Source organism: Erysipelatoclostridium sp. MSK.7.34, from assembly GCF_019041935.1.
In the GTDB taxonomy this organism is placed as follows: domain Bacteria; phylum Bacillota_I; class Bacilli_A; order Erysipelotrichales; family Coprobacillaceae; genus Thomasclavelia; species Thomasclavelia ramosa.
This window is the reverse complement of record NZ_JAHPYJ010000023.1, coordinates 14109-38619: the sequence shown is the minus strand read 5'-3', so window position 1 is coordinate 38619 and position 24511 is coordinate 14109. Positions and strand designations below refer to the sequence as shown.

The following is a 24511-nucleotide window of genomic DNA, read 5'->3' as shown; positions in this document are numbered from 1 at the left end:
ATTGTTTTATTTACCTAGCATTGCATTAATAAATTGTTTGGCAGTTCTTCCTGAAAATCCACCGTGACGAATTTCCCAAGTTAATGCTTTTTGATGCAATTCGTTACGCTCCATCATTAAACCATATTGTTCGGCTAAACCATCAACAATATCTAAATAATTTTGACGATCTGGATGCATAAATAAAATTTTAACACCAAATCTTGAACTTAATGATGTTTTTTCTTGTTTAGCATCATTTACATTAACCTCATCCTGATCTTGACGATCACCCCATGTTTGTTTTACTAAATGACGGCGATTACTTGTTGCATAAATCAAAATATTATCAGGTTTCTTTTCTAACCCGCCTTCAATGACTGCTTTTAAGTATTTATACTCAATTTCAAATTCCTCAAACGATAAATCATCCATGAATAATACAAATTTATAATTACGTGACTGTAATTCTTGAATAATACTAGGAAGATTTATAAACTGATGTTTATAAACTTCTATCATTCTTAGACCATCTTTATAATATTCGTTTAATAAAGCTTTAATACTACTTGATTTACCAGTTCCACTATCACCGTATAATAAAACATTGTTTGCTTTTTTTCCTGCTAAAAATGCCTCGGTATTTTGGGTAAGTTTTTCTTTTTGGCTTTCATAACCAATCAACTGATCTAGTCGCCCATTACCTATATGTATTATAGGACTAATTTGCTCATTTTCATAACGAAATGCTTTATTTAATCCAAATTTTCCAACTCCATACGTTAAAAAGAAGTTTTCTAATACATTATAAAATGATTCAACATCATTACAGGCAGTTAAATTGTCCTGTAATGTTTTTGAAACTTCGAATAGTTCAATATTAATGACAGGCTTTGAAGGTGTGAATCCTGTTATCAAATTTTGTTGTGCTAATGGCAAGACACTAAAATCCGTATTAAACATTTTGAAAATAATCTTAAAATCATTCATAACAATTTCTTTTAAATTAGCAGCTATTGTTTTTTTTCTTTCTAATGCTAGAGTAAACGAATTTTCATTATTAATTAACAAATAAGTTAATAAACTATTAAATAGATTATCGTACAAGTTGTATTTTTCAGCTAATTTAATTAACAATGAAACAAATTTACTGCTATTTTCAAGTTTCCCATCTACTACTTCAGTATATAATGCAAAACACTCAGCAATATCTTTATTTTTATACAATGGATTAAAAACTATTAAATCATTCATTTTACATTTTCCTTTCAATATAATGAAAAAGACGAGTTAACGTCTTTTAATTTTTAAAACTATGAATTGGTGCAGGAATTCTACCACCACGATTAATAAATTCAGCACATCCAAATTGGTTTACTGGCATTACAGGTGCATAACCCAATAGTCCCCCAAATTCTACTACTTCACCAACATTTTTACCGATTACAGGAATAATTCTAACAGCTGTGGTTTTTTGATTGATCATACCAATTGCCATTTCATCGGCAATGATTCCAGATAAAGTAGTGACTGGAGTATCTCCAGGAATCGCAATCATATCAAGTCCAACTGAACATACACATGTCATAGCTTCTAATTTTTCAAGTGTTAATGCGCCACGGTTTACAGCATCAATCATACCTTGATCTTCACTGACTGGAATAAATGCTCCACTTAATCCACCAACATATGAAGAAGCCATAACGCCACCTTTTTTAACTTGATCATTCAAGATTGCTAATGCAGCTGTTGTTCCTGGAGCACCAACACTATCCAAGCCCATTCCTTCTAAACAATCGGCGATACTATCACCGATTGCTGGAGTTGGAGCTAATGATAAATCGATGATTCCAAAAGGAATCCCCAATTTTTCCGACGCTTCTAAAGCAACTAATTGACCTACGCGAGTAATTTTAAACGCAGTTTTCTTGATAATTTCACATAACTCTCCAAAATCTTTTCCTTTGGCATTGGCAATAGCATTTTTAACAACACCCGGGCCACTAACTCCAACATTTATAATTGCGTCTGCTTCACTAACCCCATGGAAAGCCCCAGCCATAAATGGATTATCGTCAGGTGCATTGCATAAAACAACTAACTTAGCACAACCAATAGAATCATTTTCCTTAGTTAAATCTGCAGTTTCATGAATGATTTCCCCCATTAATTTTACTGCATCCATATTAATACCAGTTTTAGTTGATCCAACATTTACCGAACTACAAACATTACTAGTAACTTTCATTGCTTCAGGAATTGAACGAATTAATAATTCTTCCGCCTTTGTCATTCCTTTGGAAACAATTGCTGTATAACCACCGATGAAATTAACTCCAGTTTCATGAGCACATTTATCCAATGTTTTAGCAATTTTAACAAAGTCCGCTGTTGATTTGCAAGCATTAGAGCCAACAAATCCAATTGGTGTTACTGAAATTCTTTTATTGACAATAGGAATTCCATATTTCATTTCGATTTGTTTACCCGTAGAGACTAGATTCTTAGCTACGGTAGTAATTTTTTTATAAATATTTTCACATAAAACATCAATATCATGATCCATACAGTCTAATAAACTGATCCCTAATGTAATTGTTCTCACATCAAGATTTTCTTGCTCAATCATTTTATTTGTTTCTGCTACTTCAAATAAATTAATCATTCCGATTCTCCTTAAATACGATGCATTTTATTAAAAATGTTTTCATGTTGTAATTTAATATTTACTCCGATTTCTTCACCTAATTTATCTAAATCTTCACAGATAGTTCCAAATTCTTCGGTAATTGAACTTAGTTCTACAATCATCATCATGTTAAAATAACCTTGAATGATAGTTTGAGAAATATCCAAGATATTAACTTGTTTCTCCGCTAAAAAACTACAAACCTTAGCAATAATTCCTACTTGATCTTTTCCTACTACTGTAATAATCCCCTTTTGCATACTATTACCTACCTCCTAATTATTTAGGATATTATATCATAGTTGTATACAATATAAAACCCCTATTTCTTGAAATTTCGTCAAAATAAAAACGGATAAAATTTATCCGTTTTTATTTAATCGTAAGGAATTATCTTCCCATTAATTTTTTAGCAAATTCGTAAACAGCTTTACCATTCATCATTCCGTAATCTTTCATTTCAATTACATCATAAGGAATATCTTTTCCAGTATCTGCAATAATTTTTTCAACTTCTTTTTTTGCATATCTAACTTGTGGGCCAAGTAATACACAATCTACAGTATCAATAATTTTTTCACCTTCTGTCAAAGGTAAAGCAAAGATTTCTACTTCTTCTCCAGCTTCTTTTGCTGCTACTTCCATTTTTGTTACTAATAAACTAGTAGACATACCTGCAGCACATACTAACATAATTCTTGTTGCCATAACTAACTCTCTCCTTTATTGTTAAATTTCATATAAAAAGGGCATCACAAAAAACGCCCGTTTTATCTTTTGTTATTTCAGTTTAAGCTTTTTGATTACCCAATCATTTTCATTGCAGCTTCAAATACAGCTTTACCGTTCATAGTTCCATAATCTCTCATATCGATTACATCAACAGGGATAGCTCCTGCTTTACGTCCAGCAGCCAATTTTTCAATAGCAGCTTTTTGGAATCTAACTTGTGGGCCAAGTAAAATACAATCTACTTCTTCTAATACTCTTGGTGCATCAGAGAATGGTAATGCAAAAATTTTACATTCAACACCTGCATCTTTAGCAGCACCTTCCATTTTTGTTACTAGTAAGCTAGTAGACATACCTGCTGAACACACTAATAAAATAGTTTTCATAATAATATACACTCCTTTTTTTTTACCTAAATTAATTTTACACCGAATGGCTTAGAATGTAAACACTTTCTTGGCTGAAATGCTTTATTTTTTTACAATTAAAAATGAATTTTTTAGTAAAAAATAACTTCTACTCTTAGTTAATAAATCTTGCCATTTTAAAATTTTCCTTGTTAGAATCATCAATTTTTAAAGCTCTTTAACACCGTTTTTTTGAAGTGGAATTATAAAAAAAGAATCTAAAAATTTTAATTTTTCTTTTATAAAATATTTCAAATAAATCTTTTTTTATAGTATAACAGCCGCTATTCTTCTGTACTTGTCTAGACCATTGGTGTCAAAGAATAATTATCTTTATTTTTATCCTTTTTCAAATATGTTATGATAGATAAAGAAGGAAGTGATTTTACATGCAGGTATTAGTAATTAGTGATACTCATTTACAAAATGAATTATTTCAAAAAATTAATCAAACATATCCTAAGATGGATTATTATTTACATTGTGGAGATTCATCCTTAAAAAAAGATGATTTCTTGTTAAACAAATATTATACTGTAAAAGGTAATCATGATGATGAAGATTTTCCAGTCAATATTATTTTAGAAATTGGAAAATATCGCTGTTTAATTACTCATGGAAATGCTTACGATATATACTACGGAAATGATAAAATAAAGCAATATATGATTGCTAATAATATTGATATCTGTTTTCACGGACATACTCATGTTCCTGCATATACCCAAATTGGTAACCGTTATATTATTAATCCAGGCAGTGTGATGATCAATCGAGGTTCATATGGTTTCGGAACCTTTGCAATCGTGGAAATCGGTGATACTATAAAAGTAAATTATTATAATAGTGAAACTTTTGAAGAATGCTCAAAAATGGTTCTAGACGATGGAAAAATCGTTTTAGAAGAATTTAAGCAAATACTAAAATAGAAGTGAGATTTAAAATTTCTCACTTCTATTTTTTTCTTCATTTCGCTTACGCTTATATTCAATCATAAACATTACTTCTTTTAAATCTTCATCCGGTAACTCTGTTAACAACCGTGCGATATTAGCAATATTATAGTAGTCGTATTTTTTACCACTCATTATTTCTTCTACACTTCGTCCATATAAGTTAGAAAATATTCTTAATTCCCCTACTGTAATATCCCTCTTACCATTTTCAATATCTGAAATGGCTGAATGTGGTACTTTTAAATAAGCAGCAACATCCTTTTGTGTCAGGTGTTTGAAATTCCGATAAGATTTTAATCGTGCCGCTAAATCTTTATCAATCATCATTATACCTCCGATAAATAGATTTTAGCATTTTCCTTATTTTTCTTCAATAAGATTTTGTATATTTATAATTTATTTCGACAAATAATAATTTTTATTTATATAATTAGATAATTAGTCATAAAAATATCCATTAGTTAGTTTTGTTTTTAAACTAATTTGTCGAGGTTTAGCAAACATAATATTATTTTTGAAATCCCTAAATACAGCTTTGGTGATTTCTGGTGCTTCATTACTAAATGAAAGCAAAATAAAATCAACTTCTAGTTTTTCTAAATGATCAATGTAAAGACAGTGACTATTGAATATTAAGTTATTACAGTCTTGATCTGGGAAAATATCAAATTGTTCACCTTTACGATCAATTAAAGTAAACTTTCCTTGTTTACAAAGATTACATTTGATTTTTTTACAATTAAAATAATGATCACTTATTAAGCAGTGTTTTAGATGCATATTGATTGTTTTGCCATACACTGTCATTATAATATTTTGTTTAATATTATTTAAATGATTAACTTGTTTTCTACTCATCTCGAGAGAAAGAATAGCATCATGATTATTAAAATAATTCAAAGCATAGCTATTATAAAGGTTGAAAGTACTATCTAAAATACATTTTTTATCTTTAAAAATTTGTAATGCTCCATAGTCACCTACTAAAATACTATTTATCTTATTGTATGAGACACTATTTTTAAACTTGATTAAAATATCCTGATTATTCAAAAAGCTTGTAAATGGGATTATTTCTTTATTTACAGAATGCGCTAAACTTATAGCTTCATCAAGTTCTTCGTTGATAGGAAAATAATATGCATCCACTTCCTCTGTTAACAATGCTTTTAATTGTGCCAAATTATAAATTTTTACCACAATCCCTTTAATTTGTTTATTAATATGATTATGTTTAGTTTTAATCATTGGTTTTTTAACTTTTTTTATCTTTACTATCATATTAGAAAGTTCATCTATTGCTTGACGACGCATTTCATTAATTTCTTTAATACTAAAAAAACCATTATCAGGAAAGTCAATAGTAATATCATTTGCCTTAAATACTGTATTTCCTAATTTTCCTAATTGTTGTCTGATTCTTTGAGGATCTAATGGCAATTTAGCTGCTGATTCAATTAGAAGATTAGAAACTTTTTCAACTTTTAAATCTTTATAGTTGATGGTTAATCGTGCTGGTTCGTTGATTTGACCTGAAAATGCCATAGTTACTGTATTTTTAATATTTTCATTTTTATAACTTGCTAAAGCTTCATTGATTAGATCTATATCAATAACCTTATATACTGTTTCATTCTTTTTTACTGGGGTATTCAATTCGATTTCAACAATATCACCAGCATTGCCTTGATTAATCAAATTATTAAATAAATATAACTTTGTAATAGTTCGAGTAAACCCAACACTCTTGAAATTAATCCGATCTCCTTGTTTCAACTTATCTTGTAATTGAATTTTTACAATTTTTCGATGTTTATCATAATCTATCACTGTACCAACTTCAATTCCTCGGTTTCCAGGATAATCTTTAGCCACAAAATTTTGATCTTTTAAAATATATCCACCAGTGAATCCACGGTTGAACATTTGCTTCATTTTTTTTATACGCTGCTCAAATGCATTAACTGTCGTATTTTTTAAATATGCATCTATTGCTTCACGGTATTGTTTAACGATTGTAGCAACATACTCAGGTCGTTTCATCCGTCCTTCTATTTTAAATGATGTAACACCAGCATCAATTAATTGCCCAATATTCTCAAAGGTACATAAATCTTTAGGTGATAATAAATAGCTTGGAATTTTATCTAAATTCATACTATCTTTTTGCAATTTATAAGCGAGCCGACAAGGCTGTCCACAAGCTCCTTTGTTTCCACTTCTTTTAGCAATCATACTCGACATTAAACACTGTCCCGAATATGACATACATAGAGCACCATGAACAAACACCTCAATATCTAGAATTGTGTTTTGACAAATATCAGCTATTTCATCAAGTGTATTTTCGCGCGCTAAAACAACACGATCAACACCAGCATCTTCAAAATATTTAACTGCTGACAAATTATAAATACTAGTCTGTGTTGACATATGAATTTCAAAATCTGGAAAGTATTGTTTAACAAAACTCATCAGTCCGATATCTTGAATAATTAAAGCATCAACTTTTATTGTTTGTAAAAACAAAAGATAATCTTGTAGTTTTTCAAACTGATTATCTTCATATAAAGTATTTACAGTTACATAAATTTTAACGTTGCGTAAATGGCCATATGCAACTGCAGCTTGTAATTCCTCGCGATTAAAGTTTGTTGCAAAAGCTCTGGCACTAAATTCATTTCCTCCTAAATAAATTGCATTTGCACCATTTTGAACCGCTGCTACTAAAGCTTCATAACTTCCAGCTGGAGCAAGTAATTCTATATTTTGCATATGTATTAATGCTCCGTTTCTGCAATTAATGCTATACACATTTTAGCTGACGCTTGGGATGCTTTTTTTAAATATTCATCAAATTGGACAGAAGAATCTCCCTTACCAAAAACATCACTTAAAGAACGTGTAATAATAAAACTAGTCCCGAATTTATAGCATGTTTGAGCAATTGCTGCTGCTTCCATTTCAGTACATTTTGCATCAGGAAAATTATTTTTAATGCGTGTTGCTACTTCCGGTGTAGCAACAAATTGGTCACCAGAAACAATTAGACCAATTTCGCAATTTAAATTTAAGTTTGATAATATTGTTTTAGCTTGAGTAATTAGTTGACGATCTGCTTCTATTCTTGGGGGTAAACCTGGAACTTCACCAATCACTCGATTGGGAAATGCCGTAATATCAAAATCATGTTGACAAACTTCATTAGAAATAACTATATCCCCAACTTCTTGAGTTAAACACAGTCCACCAGCAGAACCGATATTTATGACATAATCTATTTTATAGTTAGTCAGTAATAAAGTAGTACAAATAGCAGCATTAACTTTTCCTACTCCACCCTGTAACAAAACGACTTGGCGCTCTTTTATCGTTCCTTGATAAAATGTACAATCAAGAATAGAGCGTGTTTCAGTAATCTCCATATATTCTTTAATTGCTGCCACTTCTTCTTCCATTGCTCCGATAATTCCAATCATTCTACTTACCTCCCCTTCTTTTATGACATATAAAAATAATTCTTTGTGATTTATCATGATATTCCTCAAACTCACCATAATATTGTACATCCGTAAAACCTGCCTGTTTCAATAAGCTAAGATAAATTTCAATATCGTAAGTTTGCTGATAATGCATTTCTTTTATATGTTCATTATTTTCCTTATCAATTATCTCAATTTCGTGTTCCACTTTACCAAGAGCAGTCTTTTCTACATGCCATTTAAAATAGAAATCATCAGCATCTTCTTCTTCAAAATAGCCATCTAGAATTTCATCCATCTTATAAAGACTATCAACATCAAATATAAAGGTTCCATTATATTTTAGTGATTCATATACATTTTTAAAAGTTCTTAATACTTTCTTTTTACTCAAAACATAATTAATTGAGTCACAAAGGCATAAAATCAAATCTACTGCTTTATCGGTTACAAAATCAGTCATATCAACTCGACCTAATAAAAGATTAACATCTGCTTCCATTGCTTTCAAACGTGAAACTTCAAGCATATCTTTAGAAAGATCAGTTGCATAAATCTCTTTACCTGCTTTAGCTAAACGAATTGCAATTTCACCAGTTCCACACCCAAGTTCAAGCACGCTTTTAAAATCAGCGTGCTCATTTATAAACTTGAAATAATCATCATAAAATTGTTCATCCATTAAGCTGTCATAGTAATAAGCAAAATTTTCGTATGACATTAAGCTAAATATTTTGATACGTCAATTCGTGGCATATCAGACCATAATTTCTCAAGATTATAACTGTTTCGTTCGTCAGCATCAAATATATGCACAACGATATCACCATAATCCATCAATAACCACTTGCTATTGCGTAACCCTTCAATTTTTTTAACTTCATAACCATTTTCATGACAGCTGTCTTCGACACTGTCACGTAAAGCATTCATCAATCTCTCGTTACTTGCTGAACAAATCACAAAAGTATCAAAAATAGGACTAGCTAACTGCATGTCAATTACTACAATGTCCTCTGCTAATTTATCATCTAATGCTTTTATAATTACTTCTAATTTATTCATTAATATCTCCTTTTGCATATTTATTATAAATTTCAAAAAAACATTCATCAATTTTTCGCCCTTTTTCATGGGAAAAATCATAAAAATCTTGTAAACACCCTTTAAAGCCAGCAACTACATCTTTTTTGCATAATGCAATTTTTTTTGAAGAATCGTAATCTCGACTTGGATCGTATTTATCAGCTTCATAAATACACATATCAAGTTTTGACATATATAAAGAAGCAGTTGTATGATGCCTAATTGCTTGTAATATTTCAGGATCATCAACTAAATACTCATTTTTTGCAACATATTCAGATAACCATTGATGCCAAACCGCCTCTGGTTTATTAAGATAATCTGGATAATTTTTTTGCATTATTACAACAGCTTCATCATGAGGCATTTCTTTAGCAATATCATGAAGCATTCCTGCTACATATGCTTTTCTACCATCTAGATTATTAGCTAATGCAATTTCTTTAGCTAAATGAGCCATGCTCACTGTATGACGATAGCGTTTTAAAGACATTTTATTTTTCACAATTGTTTCTAAATAAATACCATTATTAACAATATATTTTAAAACTTCAGGATTTAAAGCATGTAATGCACCATTCCGGATATTATTACTAGCGTCATCACTGGCAACCAAATCTAAGTGAATAAAATTATATTTATCTAAATTATCATTAATTTGATAACCTATGCGATCGAATACCACTAATTGAGCTAATTGACTCAATTCTTTAGCAGCAATCCATTTATGATATAAACTTGCTTGATCCATTCCCATCATAAAATATAACTGATCATTTGGATATATTTTTTTTAGATATCTAATTGTATCGATCGTATAATTTTTTTTACTACTATCTTGATCAATCTCGTAGCGGCAAATTTCAACATTTTTATAGCGCTTTAAAGCAATTTCCAACATCGCTAATCGTTGTTGTTTAGTTGCTCCTGTAGAGCCTTTCCATGGGTTGTTAGCAGTCGGCATAACTAAAATTTTATCTAACTTTAATTGCCTGATTGACTCTTCAATCACGCGTACATGAGAACGATGAATTGGGTCAAAACTACCGCCAAAAACACCTATTTTTATCATGGTAATTTATAAATTTCCTTTTCACTTGGGCGATATAAAATAATTGTTCTTCCTAAAATTTGCACAACATCTGCTTTTGTTTTCATACTTAACTCTAGCGCAATCTCATTTTTTGAATCAGCACATGATTCAAGAATTTTTACTTTGATCAATTCATGAGCTTCTAGAGCATCGTCAATACCTTCAATTTGAGTTTGATGAACTCCTTCTTTACCAATTTGAAAAATAGCATTTAAATTATGTGCTATCCCTCTTAAATATCTTTTTTGCTTTCCTGTTAACATAACCCGATTCCTTTCTAAATTAATGCTTCTCTAATAAAAACACCAACACCTTGTGGTGCATGAACTCTAACATTGGCATTGGGACAATTAACACTGACAAATCCTAGACCGGAAATAACAATATCAATTTTACCCTCTGGTAATTTAAAATCATAACTTGCCATTTCATTAATATCCTTAATACTTTCAATTTCCGGCATCAGAGTCAAGTGCCGATTATATAAATTATCACTGTTTCCCAATTTAGTTCTATGAATTTTTAATAATTTTGGAAAAAAACAAGTAAAAGAACTACGCGGTCCTTTAATGAAATCAACGCGTGCCAACCCACCAAAATATAGTGTTTGTTGGTCGTTTAATTGAAAATTAATTGGTCTTAATTCGCTTTTAGGAATAATTATTCTCAAATCTTCATCTTTAACTAAATGAGCCATCTGATGATTATTAATGATACCAGGCGAATCATATAAATAATTTTTATCATCTAGTGGAATTTCAATTAAATCAAGCGTTGTTCCAGGAAATTCACTTGTTGTTATTAAATTATCAGTTACTCCTGCATAATGTTTTAATAAAGAATTAATCAACGAAGATTTCCCGACATTAGTAACTCCAACAATATAAACATCTCGACCATGACGATATTCATTAATCTTATCTATTAATAAATCTAAATTATAATTTTTGGTTCCACTTGATAAAATAACGTCAATAGGTTTAATTCCTGATTCTTTCAACTGTCTTCTTAGCCAATGCTCAATTTTACGATCTTTTAGTGATTTTGGCAAAATATCTCGTTTGTTTCCAAGAACTAAAATATCATTATTATTAAGATGCCGTGATAATCCATTTATTAAGCTGCCATTATAATCAAATAAATCAACTAAATAAACAACAAGACAATCATGATTTCCGATTTCTTGAAGAATTTTTAAAAAATCATCACTAGTAAGATCTGTTTTTTGTAATTCATGATAATTTTTTAAGCGAAAACAGCGTTTACAAAGAATTACATCTTTTTCTAAAGCATTTTTAGGCACAAAACCTATCTTTTTTTCGTCTTCACTTTGAATTATGGCTCCACAGCCAAAACATCTAATCTCTTTAGTCATACTATCTCCTTTTCAAACCACTCCCATTGTACCTTATTTTAAGCCAATTTTAAAGTAAATAATCGTTAAAATAAAACTTGGTATAATTTTATTTATTTGGATGAATATAAAGATTTTTGTCCTAAATTAAAAGATTGACAATATATATGTATTAGAGGTGAAATATAAATGTTTTCAACATTATTATCCTTACTTACTAATGGTTTCTTTGTCTCATACATTAAATCAAAATCTTTTGAGTTACCACTAACAGCTAAAGAGGAAGAAAGATATCTTGAACAGTTTTTTAATGGTGACAAAGAGGCTCGGAATGTTTTAATTGAAAGAAATTTAAGATTGGTAGCTCATATTGCTAAAAAATACGAGAACAATAAAGATATGCAGGAAGATCTGATTTCAATTGGAACAATAGGACTGATTAAAGCAGTCGATAGTTATAAACAAAACCATAAAACTAAGTTAGCCACTTATGCTTCCAGATGTATTGAAAATGAGATATTAATGCATCTTAGAACTAATAAAAAGACTAACTTAGATATTTCATTAAATGAGACAATCGGTATTGATAAGGATGGCAGTGAAATAGTTTTAGGTGATATCATTGCCGCAAAACAAGAGGAGTTTATCGATATAGTAGATAAAAAGGATACTTTAGATAAATTTACAACATATTTTAGTGTTCTTGAACCCCGCGAAAAAGATACTTTGATTATGCGTTATGGCTTGAATAATACCAAAAAGTATACTCAAAAAGATATTGCTAAAAAATTAAATATCTCACGTTCTTATGTTTCACGTCTTGAAAAACGTGCATTAATTAAATTATTGCGTGAACATATGAAAGAAAAACCGTAAATTATATAATTTACGGTTTAAAAATCATCTTCTTTTAGAATATCTTCTAGAGATATTTTTTCATATTTAATTGGTTCTGTTTTTTTGGGTACTTTAACAACCGCTTTATTTTTGGTAGTTTCAACCTCATCACTTTCAAAATCATCTAATAAGGTATGCTCTTTGGGTTGTTTAAAGATTTCTAAATCAACTTCGGTTTTCTTAGCTACATCATAATCACTTGTTGAAATTGGAGAATTTATATAAACATCATCAATTACTTGATTAGCCGTTAATTTATTAGCTACACTTGGTTTTTGCTCAAGATTAGCATTATTATAGTCAGTTGCTTTAAATTCAAATGAAGTCTGATCGTTTAAAGTGACTGTAATTAATTGTGAATTATCAACAATTACGGAATCTTTTACATAAATAATTTTAGATTTAGGATTCTTATACAATAAAGTTCCTTTTGTAGCACGATTGCAAGGTGTTATATCGCCAATTTTAATTCGTTTAACCCCACCTTCTTCGCTAATAACGATTAATGAACTGCTAACTAATGGATTAAAAATATTGAGACTAACTAACTCATCATTTTTTAAATTTACAGCTCTAATCCCAGCGGCTTTGATTCCAACGATTGAAACTTCTTGCTCTGAATATAATGCTCCATACCCAGCTTTAGTCGTTAAGATAATTCCTTGATTATTATCAGTCAATTTAACATCGACTACCCGATCATCATTCTTTAATCCCATACATTTAAGGGGCTTTGAATATCGAGTAACTTCAAAATCTTTTAAATTCGTCCGTTTGATTTGACCATTTTTTGTTGCTAGCATAACGTACAATGGTAAATTAAAATCTTTTACCAAAATAGTTCCGATGATTTTTTCACCAGCATTTAGTTTTACTAAATAACTAACATGTTTACCAGCATCTTTCCATTTAAATTCTTCAATCTTATGAACTGGAATAAAGAGATAATTTCCAGCATCAGTAAACAGCAATAAATGATCTAACGTATTGGCTTGATACATTGAAACTAGATAGTCATTTTCTTTTTTGCCGAACGGAATACCTTCACTAGCCTTGATAGAACGATTACTAATTCGCTTAATATATCCATCACGGGTAATAGAAACATTGATATCCTCAGATAGGATCATTGCTTTCTCATCTATTTTAATTTCTTGAACCTCATCACGAATTTTTGATAGACGTGGCATTGGATATTTTTTCTTAATACCTTTTAATTGATCAATAATAACTTTACGTAGAACCTCATCACTGTTTAAAATATTATTTAAATATGCAATTCGATTATCTAATTCTTTATTTTCATTTTCCAATGTGACAATATCAGTGTTTGTTAAACGATACAATTGTAACATTACAATTGCTTCAGCTTGTTTTTCGCTAAAACCATATTTTTCAATCAAGTTATTTTTAGCATCGCTTTTATCTTTTGATTGTCTAATTGTTTTTACAACCTCATCTAAAATTGAAATTGCTTTAATCAATCCTTCAACGATATGTTTACGCTCATTAGCCTTATTAAGATCATGAATTGAACTTCGTGTAACAACATCTATTTGATGTGCAATATAGCCATCTAAAATCTCAATTACCCCCATTAAGACTGGTCGCTTATCTTTGATTGCAACCATATTATAGTTGTAATTTTTTTGTAGATCAGTATTTTTGTATAGATAGTTAAGAGTATTTTGTACATTTATATCCTTTTTTAAATCAATAACAATCCGTAATCCAGTACGATCAGATTCATCACGAACTTCGATAATTCCATCGATATTGCGATTAAATCGAATTTCATCAATTTTACGAACTAATTCTGCTTTGTTTACTTCATAGGGAATTTCAGTAATAACGATTTTATTCATCGTTTTCTCTTCAATCATTTCACTAGTACTACGAACAATCACTTTCCCACGGCCACTTTTAAAGGCATTTAAAATTCCTTGTTTTCCTTCAACAATAGCTCCAGTTGGAAAATCTGGACCTTTAATAAATTCCATTAGTTTTTCCAAAGAACAGTTAGGGTATTTAATTCGATGAATCGTTGCATCGATTACTTCTTCAAGATTATGTGGAGGAATATCTGTTGCATAACCGGCCGATATTCCCGTTGCACCATTTACTAATAAATTTGGATAGGCCGCTGGTAATACAGTTGGTTCATATTCTGTATCATCAAAGTTTAAAGACATTAATACTGTATCTTTATCTAAATCTTTTAGTAATTCAACAGCAATTGCTGATAGACGAGCTTCAGTATAACGCATTGCTGCTGCCGGATCGTTATCAATAGATCCATTATTTCCTTGCATATCAACTAATGGAACACGCATTTTCCAATCTTGGGATAAACGGACCATTGCATCATATACTGATGTGTCTCCATGAGGATGATAATTACCAATAACGTTCCCAACTGTTTTTGCTGACTTACGATATGGTTTTGAATATAAATTTCCTTCTTTATACATCGAATAAAGAATCCGGCGCTGTACTGGTTTTAAACCATCACGAACATCAGGTAAAGCACGATCTTGAATAATATATTTAGAATATTTTCCAAAGCGGTCACCCATGATAGTTTCTAATGACATAATTATTTTTTTATCCACGCTTATTTTCTCCTTACTCAATTGCAAAATTATCTTCTAATGTAAATTGGACATTTTGTTCAATCCATTCTCGTCTTGGTTCTACTTTATCACCCATTAATACAGAAACTCGACGTTCAACAATTGCCGCATCTTCAATTGATACTTGAATTAAAGTCCGAGTTTCTGGATTCATAGTTGTTTCCCATAATTGAGAAGCATTCATCTCCCCAAGTCCTTTATACCGTTGTACATTATATCCACGACCAATTTTCTTCTTTGCTTCTTCTAATTCGTCTTCTTCCCAAGCGTAAACGATATCTTCCTTTTTCCCACTTTTCTTTGACACTTTATAAAGTGGTGGTAAAGCAATATATACTTTTCCTGCAGTAATTAGATCTCGCATATATCGATAGAAGAAAGTTAGTAAAAGAATTTGAATATGGGCACCGTCGGTATCAGCATCGGTCATGATGATTACTTTATTATAATTACTATCTTTTTCGTTAAAATCAGCTCCAACGCCAGCCCCAATTGTATTAATAATTGTTGCAATTTCTTCATTTTTTAAAATGTCAGCCATTGCTGCCTTTTCAGTATTAACAACTTTTCCTCGTAATGGTAAAATTGCTTGATATTTACGATCGCGACCTTGTTTTGCACTACCGCCTGCTGAATCTCCTTCGACTAAGTATAGCTCTTTACGTTTTTTATCTTTAGATTGAGCAGGTGCTAATTTTCCACTTAAAATTTTTTCTTGACGTGGGCCTTTACCTTTACGAGCAGCTTCTCGAGCTTTACGTGCCGCATCACGAACTTGAGCAGCTTTAATCATTTTCTTAACAAGATTATCTGCTGTTTCTTTATGCTCTTCTAAAAAATATGTAAGTTTTTCATAAACTACTGTATCTACAACATTTCGTGCCTCTGGCGTTCCTAGTTTAGATTTTGTTTGTCCTTCAAACTGTAAATAATGTTCAGGTACTTTAATTGAAATAATTGCCGAAAGTCCTTCACGAACATCATTTCCTTCTAAATTCTTGTCCTTTTCTTTTAATAACCCATATTTACGAGCATATTCATTAAACGTTCTAGTTAAAGCTGATCTAAATCCTGTTTCATGAGTTCCACCATCACCAGTTCTAACTAAATTCACAAAAGATAAAGTAGTTTCTTGATAACCACTAGTGAACTGCATAGCGACATCAACTTCTATTTCATTATTTGTACCCTCAATATTAATAATTTCATTAAGAGTCTCTTTTTCATAATTTAAATATTCAACAAATGCTGTTAAACCATTATCGTATTGATAACTTATCTCTTTACCTGTACGTTCATCAACTAAATCAATTTTGATTCCTTTTAAAAGGAACGCACTTTCCATCAATCGTTCACTAATCGTAGAAAAATTATATTCATAAACTGAAAAAATGCTTGAATCGGGCATAAAATGAATCGTTGTTCCAGTTTGATTTGATTTACCAATCACTTTTAACTTCCCAACTTTACTACCACCATCTTCAAATCTTTGCTGCCAAACTTTTCCATCACGATAAATTGTTACTTCAAGCCATGAAGATAGTGCATTAACGACCGACGCCCCAACTCCATGTAATCCGCCAGAAGTTTTATAACCGCCGTCTTCGTTAAACTTACCACCGGCATGTAAAATCGTAAGGATTACTTCTGTTGTAGGCTTACCTGAAGCATGCATCCCTGTCGGCATTCCCCGACCATGGTCAGTTACTTTGATACTGTTATCCTTACAAATCGTTACTTGTATATTATCACCAAATCCTGAAAGTGCTTCATCAATTGCATTATCAACAATTTCCCAAACTAAGTGATGCAGTCCGCGTGCATCAGTCGAACCAATATACATTCCTGGTCGCTTACGAACTGCTTCTAAGCCTTCAAGTATTTGAATATTTGACTCATCATAATTACTTTTAGCTGCCATATAATTCATCTGCCTCCTTTAATCACTTGTACCATTATACCTAAATTTTAGGTTTTTTTCAAAGATTATTGCATTTTTATAATGATAATATATAATAGTCACAGGTGATAAAAAATGGATATAATGATTTCAATAATTTTAATTATACTCAGTTATCTATATGGATCGATTCCCTTTGCATTAGTTATTGGGCGATTAGTCTATAAAACTGATGTTAGAAACTATGGTTCCGGTAATTTAGGGGGAACAAATACTGGTCGTGTTTTAGGAAAAAAAGCTGGTGTTGCTGTAATTCTTTTGGATGCTTCAAAGGCATTATTAGTAATGCTTTTAACTAGTTACTTATGTTCACTATTAAAAATGAATAATGATTTAGCATATATATGTGCTTTAGCTTGTGTGATTGGGCACTGCTATCCTGTTTTTGCAAATTTCAAAGGCGGTAAAGCAGTTTCAACTGCAATCGGTTTTTTTATGGCTGTCAATCCTATAGGTGCTGTCTTAGCCTTAGTCGTTTTCTTCATTGTTCTAAAGCTTTCTAAATATGTTTCACTGTCTTCAGTTTTAGCATCGTCTTCAGTATTGTTTGCAATTCCGTTTTTAAATATGTCAATGACTGGTAAAATCGTAACTGCAGCGGTTATTTTACTGTTAATTTATCGACACAAAGAAAATTTAATTAGAATTAAAAATGGGACAGAAAATAAAATTACTTGGATGTAAATATGCTCGTTAATACATAAAGTTGTGAATTATCACGGCTTTTTTATTTAATAAAAATAAGGATGCATTATCCAAAAAGAGATGCATCCATTAGGTAATTATTTATATGTAATTATTTCACTACTTTTTAGATGACTATCATCACCAATATATTTAATCTTAAATTCTTTTCCATCATATTCAACTTCACTTAAAGAACAACCACGAACAACATATTTATTGATTTTTGTTAATTCGGATGTTTTATAATTAAGCATTATTCCGTGAAGAATAATAAATAACATCCCATGAATCGTAATAAAAATTGTATCATCATGATGTTTTTTATAAATATCATTAAAAAAATCTTTTAACCGCATTTGGACTTCATGATATGTTTCACCACCAGGAGTGCTAACATCATCATCCGGAAGATTCCATAATCGATTATAAATTGGATCATTTAATAATTCATTAATAAGGCATCCTTCGTATTTACCAAAATTCATTTCTTTTAATCGTTCGTCAACAAGAACATGATCAAATAATATTTCACTTGTTGCTTTAGCACGTTCTATCGGACTGCTATAACAATAATCAATTTTAAGTTCTGTGATTCTTGCTTTTAGCAACTTAGCATCTTCTATGCCTTCTGCTGTTAGCGGTGAATCTTGCCATCCCTGTAATCTTTTTTCTTGATTCCACAATGTTTTTGAGTGTCGAGTAAGGTATATTTTCATAAAGTAAAAATAAGGGTTACCCCTTATTTATATTGTGACATAACAGATGACATGATTTTTTTAATTTGAGCCTCACTAGGTTTACGACCCATTTCCATATACATTGCACGAATCATTTTTTCGTTGATTGGTGGATTTTTTTGTAATTGTTTTTTAAACATATAACGTGCTGCGAAAAAACCGATAATCGCACCAACGATTAAACCCAAAATTATATTCAACATATTTATACCTCCAAGTTTTTAGATTGCTCTACCATTATAACATAACTTTTTGATATTTGGTATAAAATATCCAAGAATATATTTGTTTTTTTATTTGCTTCAATAATTATATAGTAATCATGAATAACGCAAATCATTTCTTCTTTTGTTAATTGATTATCAATAACATGTTTATTTTTATCCCGATGATAATCGTATCGGTCTTTTAACTTGTATTCGATAAAGTCACTAACTCCTTCATTATTTCCAAATAAACACTCCATTTGCTTCGTAAAAAAAACATTTTTAGGTTCAATATTAATAATTTGATTTTTCACCTCTGGATATTGTTCAAGTAATCCAACAACATTAGGATTTAACTTATATATTTTATATGTATTCATTTCTATCACCATGATTAGTGTATCAAAGAAAATCTAAATATATTGTCAAATCATGCCCAAAAATCAATAAAAGTGATGTTATTACATCACTTTTACTAGTCCTTATAAAATATCTTTAACGTTTTTTACTACATTTTCAACTGTAAAACCATAGTTTTTAATAACGATATCAGCAGGTGCACTAGCACCAAATTTATTTACTGACATTGTTTTACCATCTAAACCAACATATTTATGCCAACCAAAATCACTGGCCATTTCAATCGATAAACGAGCTCTAACATTGTGTGGAAGAATCTCATCTTTATATTTAGCATCTTGCTGTTCAAATAACTCCATTGATGGCATTGATACAACACGAACATCGATATCTTCTTTCAATAATTCTTCTTTAGCTGCCATTGCTAAATTTACTTCACTACCTGAAGCGATAATAATTGCATCTAATTTATTGACTTCTTTACCTACAATGTAGGCTCCATGACAAACACCTTCGTATGAAGTTGCAGTCATTGTGGTAACATTTTGACGAGTCAAAATTAGAGCTGTAGGATTATTAGTTGATTCAACTGCTAATTTCCATGCAGATGCCATTTCGACAGCATCTGCTGGTCTAAATACTCGCATATTTGGCATTGAACGTAACATTGTTAGTTGTTCAACGGGTTGATGAGTTGGTCCATCTTCCCCAACTGCAATCGAGTCATGAGATAATGGTAAAATGATTGGCAATTCCATCAAACAAGCCATTCTCAAAGCGCCTTTAAAGTAGTCAGAGAAAACTAGGAAACCACCTGCAGATACTTTTATTCCTGTGTGTAAAGTGATTCCATTCATCATTGCAACCATAGCAAACTCACGAATTCCAAACGCTAAATTACGGCCATCATAATTTTCAACACTAAATGTTTTTTCGCCTGCAATATTTGTTTTAGTTGAAGATGCTAAATCAGCTGTTCCTGACATAAATGTAGGATTTTGTTGAGCAACTTCTTGAATCATTTCTAATGAAGTGTTTCTTGTTGCATCGTTATGACCAGGTGAATATTTTTTCATTATTTCATCTAAATCTAATGAAAAGTTCCCAGCAATAGCATTTTCTAATTCTTGAGCAAGTTCTGGATAAGCATTTTTATAGTCTTTCATTAACCGCTGCCACTTATTATAACGATTTTTTCCACGTTTAATACATGTATTAGCAAAATCATCATAAACTTCTTCAGGAACATAAAATTCGTCATGATCAAAGCCATAAGAAATTTTAGCATTTTTACCATCTTCTTTTCCTAATGGATTACCATGAACTTTATTAGTTCCTTCATTACTTGAACCAAAACCAATCACTGTATCAATAATGATCAAAGTTGGTTTATATAATTCTTTTTTTCCTTTACGGATTGCTTTTTGAATTGCACTAACATCATTTCCATCTGTTACACGAATTACTTGCCATCCGATTGCTTCATAACGCTTTTTCACATCTTCACTAAAAGACATTGATAACGGCCCATCAAGCGTAACTTTATTGGCATCATATAAAACAATTAATTTACCTAACGATAAATGCCCAGCTAAAGAAGCAGCCTCATAAGTAACGCCTTCTTGCATATCACCATCTCCGCATAATGCATATGTATAGTGATCGACAACATCATAACCCTCACGGTTATATTTTGAAGCTAAGAATTTTTCTGCTAAAGCCATTCCTGCTGCCATTGGAATTCCTTGACCCAAAGGTCCTGAAGAAGCATCGACACCATCAGTAATATCACATTCAGGATGTCCTGGAGTAATAGAACCCCATTGTCTAAAATTCTTTAAGTCATCAATAGAAATTTGATAACCAGATAAATGCAGCATTGAATATAACAATGCTGAAGCATGACCAGAAGCCAATACAAAACGATCGCGATTAAACCATTTTGATTGTTTGTGATAAAAATCCATTTCCTTAGTAAATAACGTATAGATTGCCGGTGTTGACCCTAATACCATCCCTGGATGACCAGAGTTAGCTTTGTTGATGGTATCAATACCTAACGCACGAATTGTTGCGATTGATAAGCTTGATGTTTCCATTAATTTCTAATTCTCCTTTTTTGCACATAAAAACTTATTCTTATTATACACAAAATCGTATAAATTAAAATAAGTTTTTCGACAAATTATATTAATTTTTTAATTTTTCATCTTTTAGCTTTTGTGGCGTGATATCATTTCCTTCTTCGTCAACAACTTTAACACCCATTAATTGTTGCTTAAACCCACTACGAAAAGCTTTTAAATATTTTTGACGTAATTCTTTTTGTTCTTCTAATTCAGCCTCACTGATTGTACCATCTTTTTTCTTTTTAGCCAATTCATTAATTCTTACAATTAATTCTGGATCTATATTACTCATTTTAATTTTCTCCTTAAATATAAAAAAGGTAGAGAGCTTTAGATATTTCCCTGTTAAGTACAGGTGGGCACCTTTAAATATACTTTAGGATCCCTATTCAAAGACAGGTTTTCAACACCGCAATTTAGATCAGGTTCCCTTATCTATGATGTGGAAATTTATTTACTCTCTAACCAAAATTATTATAACACAGCCACCTTAAGTGTCAACACTTTAAGCATAGCGATATGTGACAAAATTATTACTTTTTCTTAACAATACAAGTACTAGTGTATTCAATATCAAAATATTTAAAAGTGTTATAAATATCTTTAAGTTGAATATCAGCCACCTCATCGACTAAATTCAAAGCGATAGTTCCTTCAAAATAATAGCGACTGAATAAATTCGCAATACTTTCAGGACTATTAAATAAATTTATAAATAATCCAATATTTTTCTTTTTAATTCTTTCAAAGTCTTTTTCTTCAATCTTAAGCTCTTTAAAATTTTTAATTAAGTCGAGCAAATGATTTTTTAATGTTTCATAGTCATCACAATCACATCCAATTTGAATAAATGCATAGTCTCTTTCTTGCGTAAAACTTGCACTAAATGAATCGTTAATAATCCCTTTATTTAACCAGTCGTTATATAATTTTGAACTTTTTGAAAATAGTAAGTCAAACAATAGATTCATTGATAACTCACGTTTGATTTTTTCTTTAGGTTCAGAAAGAATTTCATTTATTTTAATTGAAACAATTATTTTATTCATTTCAACATCCATTGATAAAATATTTTCTTTTGTTTTAACCTTACAAGGTTCAATGTTTTTCTGGCAAATAATTGGTTGTGCTGTTTCAAAATTCTTTTTAGCCTGATTTTCTCTAATTACATTTATGGCTGTATCGGCATTAATATTACCTACGACAAATAACATCATATTACTAGGATGATAGAAAGTATTATAGCAAGTTTCCAACATTGTTTTATCAGTGCGATTTACGGTTTCAACTGTTCCCGCAATATCAATGGCTACAGGATGATTATTGTAAAGGTTTTGAATTGATCCAAAATAAACACGCCAATCTGGGTCATCATCATACATTTTTATCTCTTGACCAATAATCCCTTTTTCCTTCTCAACGCTTTCAGGAGTAATATCTAATCTTTGAACAAAATCTAATAGTAACTCAATACATGGATATTCATTTGAAGTAGTACTAAATAAATAGGCTGTTCTACTTGATGAAGTGAAGGCATTGGTACTGGCACCTAATTTAGCAAACTCATCAGAAGCATCAGTACCATTCATATCAAACATTTTATGTTCTAAGAAATGAGCTATTCCGTCTTCTACTTTAATCATTTCATTACCATTTAAAGGTACAAAAGTTGTATCAATAGCGCCGAATTTGGTTGAAAACAACCCGTAAGTTTTTTCAAACCCTTGTTTTGGTAAAAGATAAACTTCTAATCCGTTATCCATTTTTTCATGATATAAAGTTTCTTTTAAAGTATCAAAGTATATTTTTTCCATTATTTATCACTCCCTGTTAATAAGAAAATTGTATCTAAGTGTACTTTTTTGCTGGCAGCAATAATTTCTTCTTTGGATACACGCATTAATTTTTCTAAATATTCATCATTTGTTTCTTGAACACCTGTTAAATCCCGGTTATAAGCCAATGTAATCAAACTAATTGGTTCATCTTTAGTTTTTGTTAATGAGCTTTTTAACATCAGTTTTGCTAAATCAATTTCATCATTACTAAAATCACCATTTTGAATATTCTTTAATTCTTGGGCAATTAAGTCCTTAGCTTTTTGATAGTCACTGCCTTCAATTCCCGCATTAACTGTCATAATCCCACTAAATGCCCCATAGCTTGATGATATATAGTAACATAAACTATGCTTTTCACGGACAATTTTGAATAACCGTGATTGTGAAAATCCGCCAAAAATTGCATTAAATACAGTCATCGCATAAGTGCCAGGATCCTTAAAGTTACAATCAACAACATATCCTATATTTAATTTAGCTTGAGTAATATCTTGTTTTTCAACTACTTCTAAGATGTCATTCTTGCTTGATTTGAAATTAGTAACTGGATCAAGCGGTTGACTGCTGCTGCTGCTAAAACTTAGATTTTCTTTAAATACATCTACAATACTTTCATCAACATCACCAACAACATATAAATGTTTAACATCATTCTCTAAGCATTCAACTAAGTATTTATAGACCTCTTCATTAGTGATTCGATCAAGTTCTTCTACATAGCCATTATTACTAATGGATAAAAAACCACCCTCACCCATATTTTTGAATAATTGATCTAATCCGTACATAAATTTATCATCATTTTGAACAATCAAACGCTCTTTTAATTCTTTTTTCTTAATAGCAAAAGTTTGTTCATCAAATTTTCCATTTCTAACATTGGGATGAAATAAAACGTCATTAAACATTTTGATTTGTTGCACTAATAAATTTTCTTGATACGGCAAAAATGTTTCATTAATACAAACACTTGAAATATTTAACACTTGTCCAATTCCCTTAGTCGCTAAATTAGTGCCAAAACTCATTCCATAAAGATCTTCCAAATGAGTTGATAATGCTTGAGTTGAGGGATAGTTTTCTGTTCCTCCAGTAAGCATAAAAGCCAATAAAGAACGTTTAGTAACATTTTCTTTTGTTAACTTTCCTTCTAATTTTAATGACATTGTTATATTCTTAAATTTTTTGCTTGGAATAACATGTAGTGTATATCCAGCTAATTGATAACTTTTTTTCATAAAAATCTCCTTTACAAACCTAATGTATATATTATACACTAAAAA

The 24511-nt window shown here is 30.6% G+C and carries 25 protein-coding genes; 3 read left to right on the top strand and 22 right to left on the bottom strand.

The genetic code is table 11. From position 1 onward, the window contains the following. Nucleotides 1–6 precede the first annotated feature (6 nt). The 5 genes from KTF99_RS13545 to KTF99_RS13525 form a co-directional block, all read right to left on the bottom strand. Nucleotides 7–1233: an ATP-binding protein gene (locus KTF99_RS13545; RefSeq protein WP_003538357.1), complete on the bottom strand. Its 1227-nt coding sequence runs from the start codon at nucleotides 1231–1233 to the stop codon at nucleotides 7–9. Nucleotides 1234–1279: 46 nt separating this feature from the next. Beyond that, the gene (locus tag KTF99_RS13540; RefSeq protein WP_008791731.1) at nucleotides 1280–2644 is read right to left on the bottom strand and encodes a PFL family protein; all 1365 of its coding nucleotides are present in this window, start codon (nucleotides 2642–2644) and stop codon (nucleotides 1280–1282) included. An 11-nt stretch (nucleotides 2645–2655) separates the two neighbouring features. Beyond that, a complete protein-coding gene (locus tag KTF99_RS13535; protein ID WP_003538362.1) occupies nucleotides 2656–2928 on the bottom strand; it encodes an ACT domain-containing protein in 273 nt (90 codons plus the stop codon). 130 nt (nucleotides 2929–3058) lie between these two features. Next, nucleotides 3059–3376: a PTS sugar transporter subunit IIB gene (locus tag KTF99_RS13530; protein WP_003538363.1), complete on the bottom strand. Its 318-nt coding sequence runs from the start codon at nucleotides 3374–3376 to the stop codon at nucleotides 3059–3061. 95 nt (nucleotides 3377–3471) lie between these two features. Further along, nucleotides 3472–3786, bottom strand: coding sequence for a PTS sugar transporter subunit IIB (locus KTF99_RS13525; RefSeq protein ID WP_003538364.1), 315 nt, complete (start codon nucleotides 3784–3786; stop codon nucleotides 3472–3474). A 410-nt stretch (nucleotides 3787–4196) separates the two neighbouring features. On the opposite strand from KTF99_RS13525, the gene KTF99_RS13520 reads away from it, so the two are divergent. After that, nucleotides 4197–4736, top strand: coding sequence for a metallophosphoesterase family protein (locus KTF99_RS13520; RefSeq protein ID WP_003538365.1), 540 nt, complete (start codon nucleotides 4197–4199; stop codon nucleotides 4734–4736). 9 nt (nucleotides 4737–4745) lie between these two features. Here the strand turns inward: KTF99_RS13520 and KTF99_RS13515 are convergent, their stop codons facing one another. The 8 genes from KTF99_RS13515 to yqeH form a co-directional block, all read right to left on the bottom strand. Continuing rightward, nucleotides 4746–5090: a helix-turn-helix domain-containing protein gene (locus KTF99_RS13515; RefSeq protein ID WP_003538366.1), complete on the bottom strand. Its 345-nt coding sequence runs from the start codon at nucleotides 5088–5090 to the stop codon at nucleotides 4746–4748. 111 nt (nucleotides 5091–5201) lie between these two features. After that, nucleotides 5202–7538 carry a U32 family peptidase gene (locus KTF99_RS13510; RefSeq protein ID WP_003538367.1) on the bottom strand — a complete coding sequence of 779 codons (2337 nt, stop codon included), beginning with the start codon at nucleotides 7536–7538 and terminating at the stop codon, nucleotides 5202–5204. A 5-nt stretch (nucleotides 7539–7543) separates the two neighbouring features. Next, on the bottom strand, nucleotides 7544–8242 hold the full coding sequence (locus KTF99_RS13505; RefSeq protein WP_009009920.1) for a 5'-methylthioadenosine/adenosylhomocysteine nucleosidase: 699 nt from the start codon (nucleotides 8240–8242) through the stop codon (nucleotides 7544–7546). Nucleotide 8243: 1 nt separating this feature from the next. After that, nucleotides 8244–8966 (bottom strand): class I SAM-dependent DNA methyltransferase, encoded by a 723-nt coding sequence (locus KTF99_RS13500; RefSeq protein ID WP_003538372.1) that lies wholly within the window; start codon nucleotides 8964–8966, stop codon nucleotides 8244–8246. Further along, nucleotides 8966–9310: a ribosome silencing factor gene (gene rsfS / locus KTF99_RS13495; protein WP_009301104.1), complete on the bottom strand. Its 345-nt coding sequence runs from the start codon at nucleotides 9308–9310 to the stop codon at nucleotides 8966–8968. Before rsfS ends, KTF99_RS13500 begins: the two co-directional genes overlap by 1 nt. Beyond that, a complete protein-coding gene (locus KTF99_RS13490) occupies nucleotides 9303–10403 on the bottom strand; it encodes a nicotinate-nucleotide adenylyltransferase (protein ID WP_217215610.1) in 1101 nt (366 codons plus the stop codon). The genes rsfS and KTF99_RS13490 overlap by 8 nt, the downstream gene beginning before the upstream one ends. After that, complete coding sequence (gene yhbY, locus KTF99_RS13485; RefSeq protein ID WP_003538377.1) at nucleotides 10400–10687, bottom strand: ribosome assembly RNA-binding protein YhbY; 288 nt, start codon at nucleotides 10685–10687, stop codon at nucleotides 10400–10402. The genes KTF99_RS13490 and yhbY overlap by 4 nt, the downstream gene beginning before the upstream one ends. A 14-nt stretch (nucleotides 10688–10701) precedes the next feature. Next, nucleotides 10702–11799, bottom strand: a complete 1098-nt coding sequence (gene yqeH, locus KTF99_RS13480; protein ID WP_003538378.1) for a ribosome biogenesis GTPase YqeH — start codon at nucleotides 11797–11799, stop codon at nucleotides 10702–10704. A 168-nt stretch (nucleotides 11800–11967) separates the two neighbouring features. Here yqeH and sigK point away from each other — a divergent pair, with 168 nt between their 5' ends. Further along, nucleotides 11968–12654 (top strand): RNA polymerase sporulation sigma factor SigK, encoded by a 687-nt coding sequence (gene sigK / locus KTF99_RS13475; protein WP_003538379.1) that lies wholly within the window; start codon nucleotides 11968–11970, stop codon nucleotides 12652–12654. 17 nt (nucleotides 12655–12671) lie between these two features. On the opposite strand, the gene parC is transcribed toward sigK, so the two are convergent. Both parC and parE read right to left on the bottom strand, forming a co-directional pair. Continuing rightward, nucleotides 12672–15287 carry a DNA topoisomerase IV subunit A gene (gene parC / locus KTF99_RS13470; RefSeq protein ID WP_050754564.1) on the bottom strand — a complete coding sequence of 872 codons (2616 nt, stop codon included), beginning with the start codon at nucleotides 15285–15287 and terminating at the stop codon, nucleotides 12672–12674. Between the two features lie 13 nt (nucleotides 15288–15300). Continuing rightward, nucleotides 15301–17229, bottom strand: a complete 1929-nt coding sequence (gene parE / locus KTF99_RS13465) for a DNA topoisomerase IV subunit B (RefSeq protein ID WP_029480026.1) — start codon at nucleotides 17227–17229, stop codon at nucleotides 15301–15303. 114 nt (nucleotides 17230–17343) lie between these two features. Between parE and plsY the strand changes: the two genes are divergently transcribed. Next, on the top strand, nucleotides 17344–17952 hold the full coding sequence (gene plsY, locus KTF99_RS13460) for a glycerol-3-phosphate 1-O-acyltransferase PlsY (protein WP_003538383.1): 609 nt from the start codon (nucleotides 17344–17346) through the stop codon (nucleotides 17950–17952). A gap of 98 nt (nucleotides 17953–18050) precedes the next feature. Here plsY and KTF99_RS13455 read toward each other — a convergent pair whose 3' ends face one another. The 7 genes from KTF99_RS13455 to yfmF all read right to left on the bottom strand — a co-directional run bounded on the left by KTF99_RS13455 (nucleotide 18051) and on the right by yfmF (nucleotide 24466). Continuing rightward, the gene (locus tag KTF99_RS13455) at nucleotides 18051–18671 is read right to left on the bottom strand and encodes a histidine phosphatase family protein (RefSeq protein ID WP_008791724.1); all 621 of its coding nucleotides are present in this window, start codon (nucleotides 18669–18671) and stop codon (nucleotides 18051–18053) included. Between the two features lie 23 nt (nucleotides 18672–18694). Continuing rightward, on the bottom strand, nucleotides 18695–18895 hold the full coding sequence (locus tag KTF99_RS13450) for a YneF family protein (protein WP_003538385.1): 201 nt from the start codon (nucleotides 18893–18895) through the stop codon (nucleotides 18695–18697). A 2-nt stretch (nucleotides 18896–18897) separates the two neighbouring features. Then, nucleotides 18898–19278 (bottom strand): sporulation inhibitor of replication protein SirA, encoded by a 381-nt coding sequence (locus KTF99_RS13445; RefSeq protein WP_008791723.1) that lies wholly within the window; start codon nucleotides 19276–19278, stop codon nucleotides 18898–18900. 102 nt (nucleotides 19279–19380) lie between these two features. Continuing rightward, complete coding sequence (tkt, locus tag KTF99_RS13440) at nucleotides 19381–21357, bottom strand: transketolase (RefSeq protein ID WP_008791722.1); 1977 nt, start codon at nucleotides 21355–21357, stop codon at nucleotides 19381–19383. A 91-nt stretch (nucleotides 21358–21448) separates the two neighbouring features. Continuing rightward, nucleotides 21449–21679, bottom strand: a complete 231-nt coding sequence (locus tag KTF99_RS13435) for a DUF896 domain-containing protein (RefSeq protein ID WP_003538394.1) — start codon at nucleotides 21677–21679, stop codon at nucleotides 21449–21451. A 241-nt stretch (nucleotides 21680–21920) separates the two neighbouring features. Further along, a complete protein-coding gene (gene yfmH / locus KTF99_RS13430; protein WP_003538395.1) occupies nucleotides 21921–23201 on the bottom strand; it encodes an EF-P 5-aminopentanol modification-associated protein YfmH in 1281 nt (426 codons plus the stop codon). Beyond that, complete coding sequence (yfmF, locus tag KTF99_RS13425; protein WP_217215609.1) at nucleotides 23201–24466, bottom strand: EF-P 5-aminopentanol modification-associated protein YfmF; 1266 nt, start codon at nucleotides 24464–24466, stop codon at nucleotides 23201–23203. The genes yfmH and yfmF overlap by 1 nt, the downstream gene beginning before the upstream one ends. Nucleotides 24467–24511 lie beyond the last annotated feature (45 nt).